Source organism: Chitinophaga sp. XS-30 (genome assembly GCF_008086345.1).
Classification (GTDB): Bacteria; Bacteroidota; Bacteroidia; order Chitinophagales; family Chitinophagaceae; genus Chitinophaga.
In genome coordinates this window covers 188,032-200,471 of record NZ_CP043006.1, presented here as the reverse complement: position 1 = coordinate 200,471, position 12,440 = coordinate 188,032, and the positions used below count along the sequence as shown (strand labels likewise).

Sequence of the window (12,440 nt, the reverse complement as noted above, 5' to 3'; positions counted from 1 at the left end):
CCGCGTCATTGATAATTTGTAATTTTCAGGATGCAATCCATCTCCCGCAAGAAAATATTCTTCCCGCTCAACCCGGCATTCAGGAAATACCTGAAGCTGTATGAGCGGGAAGTATCTTTGCCGGTATCTTATGAAGAGCTGAAGTACTACGATTCCGGCATCCCGGTATATGACAAAACGGGCAAGGATACACTATGGGAATCGGTGCTATATCCCCAGAGCATGACCGCCCAGCTGCATGCCGGCCTGAAACGCATCTATTCCCTGCTGAAAGCCGGTGGGGACCAGGGCGCGGAGGAGCACCTGCACATCGAGCGGATCGATTACTGCACTTTCGGGAACTCTCATCCCTTCCGCATCAAGATCGTCAATAACTACAATGAGGTGTACGATTATTTCTATATCAAGATCGCCGATGCATCGCGCATCTACGGCCTTGAGCTGGAACATATCGTTTCCCCGTACTGGATGAACTTTCTGGTAGACGGGAATACGCTGGTGGAAGAGCATATCGCCGGTGTGCCGGGAGACCAGTTCGCAAAGGATTACCTGGACAGGCCGGAGTTCAACAAAAAACGCATCGCCAAGGAGTTCGTGAAGTTCAATGAGCGCTGTTTTGTGCGCCTGCTGGGGGATATGCGTTCCTATAATTTTATCTTCGATATCACACCGGATTTTGATGATGTGCAGTTCCGCATCCGGGCTATCGACTTTGACCAGCAGTTCTATGAAGGCAAGAAAACCCTTTATATGCCGCAGTTCTTCAAGGAGAACCGGGTATTCGTGGAACTGGCGATGCAGCATCTTAACGCGGAAGTGGTCAAGCAATACCAGCAGGAAGAACGGTCGCTCATAGCCCGGCGCATCAAAGTGCAGCGGCACCGCATCAAAGACCTGCGCGATGTGATCATGACGGACCGTGTATCCTTTCCCGAGAAGATCAGTCAACTCGGAGAAGAGCTGGCGCAACATTATCATGATGCGGTTTTTTCCCGGTGCAAGACGATGGGGGAGATCATCGAACGCAGCCTGAAACGCCTGCTGGTGAACAGCCTGCGTTAAATACCGGCCGATCTTGCCCATCAAACCGATTTTCAATTATCTTTGACCAGTTATGGAATTCAAGCTTTTTTATCATTTCGGCAGGTTTATACTGATGATACGCGGCATGTTCTCCCGTCCGGAAAACATGCGGATGTACTGGAAGGAGTTCATGCATCAGTGCAATGATATCGGCGTAGGGTCATTAGGGATAGTATTCATTATTTCCCTGTTCCTGGGTGCGGTTACTACCGTGCAAACGGCTTATCAGCTGGTAGCGGGTTTCATTCCGAAATCCACTATCGCCCAGATCGTGAGGGATACCCTCATCCTGGAGCTGGCGCCCACCATGGTATGCATCGTGCTGGGCGGAGTGGTAGGTTCCAAGATCGCCTCTGAACTGGGCAATATGCGCATTTCGGAGCAGATCGATGCACAGGAGATCATGGGCATCAATACAAAAGCCTACCTGATAGGGCCGAAGATACTGGCATCCATGCTCACGATCCCCTGCCTGGTGGTGATCGCCGCGTTCCTGGGGATCTGGGGAGGCCTTCAGGCCGGCATGCTCAGCGGCATTATCTCCTCAGAGGAGTATATGGAAGGGCTGAGAGGATCGTTTGACGGGTATAACGTATTTGTAATGCTGAGCAAATCCTATACTTATTCCTTCATCATTTCCAGCATCCCGGCCTATTACGGCTACAATGTGTCCGGCGGCGCACTGGAGATCGGCCGGGCCAGTACCAAATCGGTAGTGGTCAGCTGTATCCTGATCCTGTTCACGGACTATCTCCTGGCGGCCATGCTGCTCTAACATTCAAACGAGACGAACTGATTTATGATAGAATTGATCAATATTCGCAAAAGCTTCGGGGAAAAGGTGATCCTGCAGGATGTATCCGCCACTATGGAAGCCGGCAAGATCAACCTGATCATCGGCGCCAGCGGCAGTGGAAAGACCGTGTTGATGAAATGTATGGTAGGCCTGATCAAACCGGACAGCGGACAGATACTGTACAATGGAGAAGATTTTACGGCGATGGACGATGTGGAGAAAAAGCCCATCCGGCAGGAAATAGGCATGCTGTTCCAGGGCTCCGCGCTGTTCGACAGCATGACCGTGGAACAGAATATCATGTTCCCGCTTGATATGTTCGCCAGAGGCAGTTACAAGGAAAAGCGGAAACGGATGCAGGAGTGCCTGGACCGTGTGAACCTGAAAGACGCCAATAAAAAGTATCCCGCCGAGATCAGCGGCGGGATGAAAAAGCGGGTGGGCATAGCCCGGGCTATTGTGCTGAACCCGAAATACCTGTTCGTGGATGAGCCAAATTCCGGTCTGGACCCGCAAACCTCCCTGGTGATCGACCGCCTGATCAAGGAACTGACCGTAGAATACAACATTACCACCGTGGTCAATACCCACGATATGAATACCGTAATGGAAAGCGGCGATCATATCATTTATATGCACCAGGGCCTCAAACAGTGGGAAGGCAGCAATAAAGACATCATTTTCGCGAAAGACAAGAAGCTGAACGACTTCATATTCGCCTCCGAATTCTTCCAGGATATCAAGGAAATGCGCCAGAGCGAGTATTTCCAGGATAATAAATGGCGGGGCGGCGGAAAGGAAGGAGGGGAGAAGGGAAATAGTTAATATCCCCGATCCTTTACTTTTTAGCCATTATCCGTTATTTTTGTCCCGCCTAAACAGGAAGAATCAATAATATCATAAATAAATCAGTCGCGATGAGTGTTTTAGTAAATAAGCATAGTAAAGTGATCGTGCAGGGGTTTACCGGAACTGAAGGTACTTTCCATGCCACACAAATGATTGAGTACGGCACCAACGTGGTAGGTGGCGTAACCCCGGGTAAAGGCGGCAGCAGCCATCTGGACCGTCCGGTATTCAATACCGTGGCGGATGCGGTAAAAGCCACCGGAGCGGATGTTTCCATCATTTTCGTGCCCCCGGCATTTGCTGCTGATGCGATCATGGAAGCTGCCGATGCAGGCATCGCACTGGTCGTTTGTATCACAGAAGGCATTCCCGTGCAGGATATGGTAAAAGCCAAAAGTTACCTGCAATCCCATAACACCCGCCTGATCGGCCCGAACTGTCCGGGTGTGATTACTGCGGAAGAGGCCAAAGTAGGCATCATGCCCGGTTTCATCTTCAAGAAAGGCCGTGTGGGCATTGTGTCCAAATCCGGTACCCTGACGTATGAAGCGGCAGACCAGGTGGTAAAAGCCGGTCTGGGTGTGTCTACCGCCATCGGTATTGGTGGAGACCCGATCATCGGCACCCCCACTAAAGATGCCGTGGAACTGCTGATGAACGATCCCGAAACGGATGCCATCATCATGATCGGTGAGATCGGCGGCAGCATGGAAGCCGAAGCAGCCGAATGGATCAAGGCAAATCCCCGCAAGCCTGTTGTAGGCTTCATTGCCGGACAGACAGCGCCTCCGGGCCGCCGTATGGGCCATGCCGGTGCCATCATCGGCGGAGCGGACGATACCGCCGCCGCTAAAATGAAGATCATGCGCGCCTGCGGTGTTCACGTAGTGGACAGTCCCGCTGACATCGGCAAGAAAATGGCCGAAGTACTGAGCGGTAAAGCTGTACCAGCCTGAGCCACCGGCGTTGTATAGCGAACATATTGAATTGGAATTTGCAGAAGTCCCCCGGAGGTTTATAGCTTCGGGGGATTTTTGTGTTTGGGGGGGAAGTTTCTTTAACATTTCTTATGGAAACCCATACGTATTTTCATCCATAGATAAATTTTTCTTCTCATGCGTTATGTCCGTTACCAGTTGTCCCTTCTTTTCTTTTTAGTCAGTGCAACGGCATTTGCGCAATATGACTATGAAAGCGAATGGTCGCGCATAAACCCCCGGGCTTCGGGAGAAAAGGCCCGTTTATCCCTTCTGCTGGCCGGAAGGATCTATCAGCAGGCAGTAACTGACAGGAATATGGGTCAGCAGGCTAAAGCGGCTTTGCAGTATTGTGCCTATTCAGGTGTACTGGCGGGGAATGACCCTGACCGGATGCGGGAGGTTATTGACAGTTTTGCTTCACAGCAGCAGGGCGCCGTGAAGGCGGTGCTACTCAATGCGAAAGGTGAATATCTACGTGTTTACCAGCTATTTAACCGGTATGCAATCCAGGAAAGAAAGCCAATAATCGGGGATACAGCCGTCAGCATAACAGAATGGGACAATCAGCGTTTGCTTGATACGATCAATGCATTGTACAAAGCATCCCTGGCTGAAGAAAATATCCTGCAAAATACCCCGGCGGATCAGTTTAGCCCCATGCTGGCAGGGCCGGACCGGAACCATCGTCTTCGGCCGACACTATACGATTTGTTGGCCTGGCGTTTTGTTGATGCGCTCACAGCACAGCCCTATATTTACAACGACCCATCACTTTTTGCTTCAGCCGCCACATTTGCGGTACAGGAAGCCGCTCCTGAACTGGAGGTCTACCGCAAGCTTATTCATTTGCACATCCAGCGCAACAACCGGGAGGCATTGCTGCATGTTGATATTGGACGGCTACAGCACGTTTTTCAATGGACAAGGCTCGCCGAGAGAGACAGCTTATATAAACGTGCCCTGTTGGGACTGACGGAACAGTATGCCGGCGTGTATGGTATTTCAACAGTATATTTCCTGTTGGCGGAACTGCATAGCGGTGCGGAGGCAGTTGCATTCTCCGGCCAGGGTATGCAGTTTTTTCCCGGAAGCCCGGGACATCGTCAGTGTAGTACCTTGCATGCCAAACTGACCAATAGCGTATTGGGCCTCACAACGGAAAAAGTGAATATCCCCGGAGAGCCAATGCTGGTTCTGGTCAACTACAAAAATCTGAAAGGTATTCATCTGCGGATAATTCCCTTGCACCAATATCAGGCGCAGATGCTGGATACGATGAAACAGGCAGCTGTTTTTCAACGCGTAACAGGCATGCCTTATTTGCGTACATGGTATCAGCCGGTGCCTGATCCGGCAGATTATTCACCACACAAGGTTGAAATAAAAGTGGATGCCCTGGAAACAGGGCGGTATATGTTGCTGGCATCTGCTGATGAACGGTTTGATCCGGAGAAGAGCTTACTGGCTGCGGGTGAGATATATATTTCCAACATCTCCTACGTCACCACAGATAATATTCATCTATATGCACTGCACCGTAAGACGGGGCAACCGCTGTCCGGCATCCAACTGGTTGTCAATAATGAAGATGATAGCAGAATAACGCATCTGCGTACCGACCGGAACGGGAGAGTCAGCTTAAAGATAGATGCAGACAAAGAGCCGGACCTTACTTTAAAATGGATAGACGGAAAGGACACGCTATTCAATAACGATTATGACTATGCCAGTACAGATAATTGGGGAAGTTATTTTGACATGCTGGACGAAAGAGAGGAGATGCGGGAAAACGATGAGCAGATCAGGGTTCATTATTATACGGACAGGGAAATTTACCGGCCCGGACAGAAATTGTATTTCAAGGGGATCGCGCTGACAACCGGAAAACGGGAGGGAGGCCCCGCGCGACCGAAGAAAGGTCTCCGGCTAAAAGTGTACCTGAAAGATACCGATCGCCGGAAAGTTGACTCACTTGAGCTTAGCAGTAATGCCTGGGGCTCTTTCCATGGGGAATTTCAGCTACCTGCCTCTCTGTCCGGCGGATGCAGTATCAGCAACCTTGAATATGAAGGGTATGTGTATTTTTCCGTGGAAGAGTATAAACGCCCTCGTTTTAAAGTGGTATTGGATTCTGTCAAGACGGTCTGCCGGACAGGAGATACCATTACGATCAAAGGCGCTGCGGAATCTTTAGCCGGAAGTCCTTTGAGCAATGCCCGTGTTACATACCGGGTAACACGGGAGTCGTTTATGCAGAGCTATGAAAGGGACGATATTGTGGAAAAGGATACGGTAACAGACGGCCACGGAATTTTTTCATTCCGCTTTGTAGCAACAGGTAAAGCGCAGCCCGGAACCTACCGGTACCGGATCACCGCCGATGTAACGGATGTAAATGGAGAAACCCGTTCCGGCAGTTACTCCATGACTATCGGCGATGCTACTGTAATGATCGTAACGAATATCGGGGAAGAACTGCAGCGTTCGGACCTTGACAAGGTGATGATATCAACCAGCACTACCCAGGGCGTCGCTACTTCAATGCCGCTGAAAATCGAGCTGTTCCCGTTGCAGCACCCCGGGCACCTGATGCGCCCGCGTTATTGGGAGCCGGATCAGTATTGTATGACAAAGGAGGAGTTTCACCGGTATTTCCCTAATGATGTTTATAAAGATGAAGATGACAAGGCAACCTGGCCCAAAGGAAACCCGGTTACCCTGCAATACGTGACAGGAGGGCTTTTATCACCTCTGGCATCTTTGTCGCTGAATGCCGGTTGGTATGAGATCGTGATATCAGGGAAAGATCCGTATGGCAAATCTGTTGAAGAACGGAGATATTTTCGGTTGTGGGACGGTACAGCAGCTTTTCCGGAGTACGCTGGTCTGCATTACAGTTACCAACAGGTGGTTTTGCCTGGTGACAAGTTATCATTAGCGGTGGTAACAGCGGGTCCGGCTTTCCTGCTGCAAAGCATACAGGAAAAATCGGGACGTTCACTGCAAACTGCCACACACCGGTCAGAAGGGCCGGTGACAGCATTCATCTTCCCGATGAAAAGAAGGTATGTTGGTTATCCCAACCGCTTTTCCTTTGCGTATGTGCAGGATAACCGGCTGTTCACCCGTTTTGTGGATGTGTATGTGACCGATCGGCGGGAACCGCTTGATATTAAAGTGGCTACGCACCGGAACAAGCTTTTGCCCGGGGAGGAAGAAAGCTGGCAATTGCAGATTTCCGGTGCCGGCAGAGCTGAATTACTGGCTTCCATGTATGACGCGTCATTGGACGAAATTAAAAAAAGCGACTGGCAGGTACCTTCGCGGAGAGAATTGCGGTGGGAATTCAGGAAATGGGATGGAGAAGACAATTTTGAAAAGTGGAGCGGTATCAATAATATGGTCAAACAGTCCGATCCCGGTTGGGACGATGACCTTGCTGACTACAATTACCTTATGGATGGTATCGCAGCAGCGCATACGATGCGGGAGGCCATGGTTTGGGAAAAAAGGAGCATGAGTACCGCTGCCCTGCAATATACTGCTATATATGGCAGCAGCGCAGGTCTTCTTGATATGAACATGTTCCCGGAACAGAAAATACCCGTAAATATTGAGATGTTGCCACCGCCACGGAGAAACTTTAATGAAACGGTTTTTTTCTTTCCTCATCTTGTACCGGATAAAAAAGGGCTTGTAAACCTCAGGTTTACGATGCCTGATGCTTTAACGCAGTGGAACTTCCGCGCATTGGCCCATACCCGGGATGCTTCTTTCGGATTGGCCAAAAGTACGGTCATCACCCAGAAACCGCTGATGGTGGTTCCCAATTTACCGCGTTTCCTGCGTGAAGGGGATGAACTGGAACTTGGCGCAAAAATTAGTAACGTAACAGACAAGCAGCTGACCGGGATCGTAAAATTGGCGTTCATTGATGACGCTACTGGTCAGTCCTTGGACGCCTTTTCTCCGCAGGTATTTGTTACTGAGGCGGGCCAGTCGTCCGTTGTACGGTTTAAGGTTAAAATCCCCCAACAGTTTGCCCGCCCGCTTACATACCGGATTACAGCAGTAAGTGGCTCCTTCAGCGATGGAGAGGAGGCTGTTGTTCCCGTGTTGTCTGACCGGTTAACAGTCACGGAACATTTACCGCTCGTGATGTCAGGTGACGGTTCAAGGAATTTCGTCTTTGATCGTTTGCTGCATGCGGATACGTCCACAACATTACAGGATGGGAAACTGCTGTTTACGTATAATAGCAGTCCGGTATGGTCAGCTATCCAGTCTCTGCCCTCTCTTATGGAGTTTCCGCATGCCTGTGCAGAACAGACATTCGCGCGTTTGTATGCAAATGCAATAGCATCGCAGATTTTAGATACAAAACCCGGGGTTGCGGCAATGCTAAAAGAGAAGAAGGATGCGGCGCTATTCGATCCTTATCGTCTGGAGAAGGAGGGGAAAACAGCGCTGAACAGCCTGAGAGCTATGCAATTGACGGATGGGGCTTTTCCCTGGTTCAGTGGCATGCGAAGCAATCTGGATGTTACGCTCCATATTTTGCAGGGATTTGCTCACCTCAAAACACTGAAGGGCCACATCCCCGGAACGGATTCCCTGATTAAATATGCACTTAATTACATAGACAACGCCGCTATGCGTGGCGAAAGGCATTTTCCTGCTTTACCTTATTTATATGCCCGAACGGCTTTCCCGCAATTTACTCCTTCTCCGGCCACACAGGCAGTAATGGATAGCCTGCTGGAACATGCACAAAACGAAGAGTTGCCGCTTTATGATAAAGGATTGCTGGCGATTGTACTCTACCGGAATGGCGATAAGTCATCCGCATTGAAAATCATGCAATCGCTGAAAGAAAATGCCTTTTTATCAGAAGAAGGAGGAATGTACTGGCGCGATAACCGGCAGGGATATGGCTGGAACGAAGCTCCGGTTGAAACCCAATCCATGCTGATAGCAGCCTTTGCAATGATAACCCGCGATACTGCTGCCGTGGATGCATTGAAAACCTGGTTGCTTCGAAAGAGGCAGACACAGGGGTGGGGCACCACAAAGGCAACTACTGAGGCCTGTTATGCATTGCTTGCAACAGGTACCGACTGGCTGGGGAGTTCTCCGCAGGTAGAGATCAAGGCAGGCGGACAGATTGTAGGGACTGAAGCCCTTATTGCCGGGCCTGCAGTAAAACCAGCACATGGTAATATTACACTGACAGTTTCGGGCAATGGTAATCAGCTGTCGTGGGGCGCGGCACATTGGCAGTATTTCGAGCAGGCAGACAAGATCAGCGCCTCTTCCGGCGCATTGCAGATACAGCGGGAACTGCTCCGGCAGGATGGAAATGCTTTGGTCCGGATAGATGACCAGCATCCCCTGCAGGTAGGCGACAGGGTGGTCATGCGTATCGTTGTGAAGAGCAACCGTGAAATGGAATTTGTACATCTGGAAGATATGCGCCCCGCCTGCCTGGAACCGATAAATGTACTCAGCGGGTACAAATGGGAGAACGGAATAGGGTATTATGAAAGTACGAAAGACCTGGCGACCCATTTCTTTTTCGACAGGTTGACGGTAGGAACCCATGTGCTGGAATATCCCTTGTTCGTGTCACACGCCGGACGTTTTACAGGCGGAATCAGCACATTGCAATGCATGTATGCACCGGAATTTAGCGCACATAGCGAAGGGATGGTTGTGAAAATACCAGAATAACTACCTTTGCCCCGTCTTATGCAGCAGTACGATTACATCCTCGTCGGACAAGGCATCTCCGGCACCATGCTCAGCTGGTTCCTGCAAAAAGCGGGGCAGCGGGTGCTGGTGTACGATGATGCCCGCCCCGCCACCGCCTCCCGCATTGCATCCGGCATCATCAACCCGGTTTCCGGGAGGAAGTTCGAACTGGCATGGCTATACGAAACGATATATCCAATTGCCGCGCAAACTTACCGGGAGATGGAAACAGCGTTGGGCATCACCTGCTTCCAGGAACGGGATATCTGGAATGTATGGCCCTCCGCGCAGATGAGGGATGCGTTTACCGTTGCTGTGAAAAAATCCCCGGTGCTGGAAGCTACGCCGCTGATGATGCAGCAGGAGGCGCCGCGCCATACAGATACTTTGTTTCAGCCATTCGGCGCAGGCATCGTAAAAGGCGCTAACGTACGGCTCAATGCACTGCTGCCTGCCTGGCGGGAGCGGCTGCATCTCCGCGAAGAAAGATTTAATGCGGATGAAATGGTTTTTACAGGTGAGGGCGTGCGTTATCGTGATGTAAACGCCAAAGCGGTCATCTTTTGCGAAGGCGTGGAAAGTCCTGCCAATCCGTACTTCGGCAAGCTGAAATTCCTGCCCAATAAAGGTGAGGCGCTTATTATCCGCGCAGCGCTCCATACGGACAATATCATCAAAAAGGGCATCACGCTTGTTCCGCTGGATAGCGATCTTTACTGGGCCGGGGCCACATTTTCCTGGGATTATGCGGATGCTGCCCCCACTGCGGAAAAACGCGCTGTTATCGAAGAAGATCTGCGGCAGTTGCTGAAGATCTCCTACACCACGGAAGCCCACCTTTCCGCTATCCGCCCCTCCGGCCCGGACCGCCGCCCGCTGGTGGGCATGCACCCCCGTTTCCCGCAGGCGGGCATCTTCAACGGAATGGGCTCCAAAGGCTGCTCCCTGGCTCCCTGGGCAGCTCAGCAGTTTGTCCGCTACCTCCTGGAAGGCGCTACACTGCCAGCTGAAATAGATATTAAACGGTATTTTAATGCTTTGAGGTAGATTTTCAGACCGCCTTATCTTATCTTTGACCTCCCTTATCAAAAGAAAAGCTTAGAATAATGTACAGAACGCACACATGTGGTGAATTGCGCATGGAACATGCAGGGCAGCCGGTGACACTGGCAGGATGGGTGCAAACCGTCCGCAAGTTTGGAAGCATTACGTTTGTAGACCTGCGCGACCGCTATGGTATAACGCAACTGTTACTCGGCGAAAGCCTGAACGATCAGCTGGACGCCCAGCCCCTTGGCCGGGAATTCGTATTACAGGTGGAAGGCACCGTAACGGAAAGGACCAGCAAGAACAAGAATATTCCTACCGGCGATATCGAGATCACCGTTTCCGGTTTCACTGTGCTTAATGGCTCAAAAACACCGCCCTTCACTATTCAGGACGATACGGACGGCGGCGATGAACTGCGCATGAAATACCGGTATCTGGACCTGCGGCGTAATCTCGTTAAACAGAACCTAACCCTCCGCTACCGGGTGAACCGTGCTGTGCGCAACTTCCTGGACAGCAGGGGATTCATGGATATAGAAACGCCTTATCTCATCAAGTCAACGCCCGAAGGCGCGCGTGACTTTGTGGTGCCGAGCCGCATGAACCCTAACCAGTTCTACGCCCTGCCCCAGTCCCCGCAGACCTTCAAGCAGCTGCTCATGGTCAGCGGGTACGACCGGTACTACCAGATCGTGAAGTGCTTCCGGGATGAAGACCTCCGCGCAGACCGGCAGCCGGAGTTCACGCAGATCGACTGTGAAATGAGCTTTGTGGAACAGGAAGACATCCTGCAGCATTTCGAGGAAATGACCAAACATGTGTTCCGCGAGATCAAAGGCATCGAATTTCCCGATCCCTTCCCGCGCATGACCTGGGAAGACGCCATGAAATATTACGGGAACGATAAACCGGACATCCGCTTTGAAATGAAGCTCGTTGATCTCGGTGAACCGGCCCGCGGTAACGGATTCAAGATATTCGACGAAGCGGAGCTCATCACAGGCATCAACGTCAAAGGCTGCAGTGAATATACCCGCAAGCAGCTCGATGAACTGACCGAATGGGTGAAACGCCCCCAGATCGGCATGACCGGTCTGATCTATATCAAATACAATACGGACGGATCGCTGAAAAGCTCTGTTGATAAATTCTTTAACGAGGAAGGCCTGCAACTGTTCGCAGACCAGTGCCAGGCGCAACCCGGTGACCTGATCCTGATCCTCGCCGGCAGGGAAGAACGCACCCGCAAAGCCATGAGCGAACTGCGCCTGGAAATGGGCGAACGCCTCGGCCTGCGTAACAAGGATGAATACAAGCCGCTCTGGGTAATTGACTTCCCGCTGTTTGAATACGCAGAGGAAGAGAACCGCTGGGTAGCGCGCCACCATCCTTTCACCGCTCCGAAGCCTGAACATACTCACCTGATGGACGATCCGGCGCAGTACGGGAAGATCAAAGCCAATGCATACGACATCGTGCTGAACGGCACCGAAATAGGCGGCGGCTCTATCCGTATCTTCCAGAAAGACCTGCAGGAAAAGATGTTTTCAGCACTGGGCATGAGCAAGGAAGAAGCGAACCATAAATTCGGCTTCCTGCTGGGCGCATTTGAATACGGCGCTCCCCCGCACGGCGGTATCGCCTTTGGTTTCGACCGGTTCTGCTCCCTCCTTGGCGGCAGCGAAACCATTCGTGATTTCATCGCTTTCCCGAAAAACAATTCCGGCCGCGATGTAATGCTGGACGCACCAAGCGAGATAGACCAGGTGCAGCTGGATGAATTGAAGCTTTCTTTACTGAAATAGGATAAGTCAGGGGCTGATCAGAAAGTGACGTGAAGGTGCCGGATATCGCGTAAAGCGGCTTTGTCTCTCGCACCTGTTGGACGTTATTGCTGATCAGCCCACCCCCGAACCCCATCAAAATAAAAT

At 51.2% G+C, this 12,440-nt stretch carries 7 protein-coding genes; all 7 read left to right on the top strand.

What is annotated here, in order from left to right; all coding sequences use genetic code 11:
• Positions 1-30: 30 nt before the first annotated feature.
• The 7 genes from FW415_RS00845 to aspS all read left to right on the top strand — a co-directional run bounded on the left by FW415_RS00845 (position 31) and on the right by aspS (position 12,314).
• Entirely contained in the window at positions 31-1,062 is a 1,032-nt protein-coding gene (locus FW415_RS00845) for a hypothetical protein (protein WP_148382424.1), read from the top strand.
• A gap of 52 nt (positions 1,063-1,114) precedes the next feature.
• Positions 1,115-1,858, top strand: a complete 744-nt coding sequence (locus tag FW415_RS00840) for an ABC transporter permease (protein ID WP_148382423.1) — start codon at positions 1,115-1,117, stop codon at positions 1,856-1,858.
• A gap of 24 nt (positions 1,859-1,882) precedes the next feature.
• Positions 1,883-2,704, top strand: coding sequence for an ABC transporter ATP-binding protein (locus tag FW415_RS00835; protein WP_148382422.1), 822 nt, complete (start codon positions 1,883-1,885; stop codon positions 2,702-2,704).
• 92 nt (positions 2,705-2,796) lie between these two features.
• Positions 2,797-3,684 (top strand): succinate--CoA ligase subunit alpha, encoded by an 888-nt coding sequence (sucD, locus tag FW415_RS00830; protein WP_148382421.1) that lies wholly within the window; start codon positions 2,797-2,799, stop codon positions 3,682-3,684.
• A 159-nt stretch (positions 3,685-3,843) separates the two neighbouring features.
• On the top strand, positions 3,844-9,438 hold the full coding sequence (locus FW415_RS00825) for an alpha-2-macroglobulin (protein WP_148382420.1): 5,595 nt from the start codon (positions 3,844-3,846) through the stop codon (positions 9,436-9,438).
• Between the two features lie 18 nt (positions 9,439-9,456).
• Complete coding sequence (locus FW415_RS00820; RefSeq protein ID WP_148382419.1) at positions 9,457-10,506, top strand: FAD-binding oxidoreductase; 1,050 nt, start codon at positions 9,457-9,459, stop codon at positions 10,504-10,506.
• A gap of 59 nt (positions 10,507-10,565) precedes the next feature.
• On the top strand, positions 10,566-12,314 hold the full coding sequence (aspS, locus tag FW415_RS00815; RefSeq protein ID WP_148382418.1) for an aspartate--tRNA ligase: 1,749 nt from the start codon (positions 10,566-10,568) through the stop codon (positions 12,312-12,314).
• Positions 12,315-12,440 lie beyond the last annotated feature (126 nt).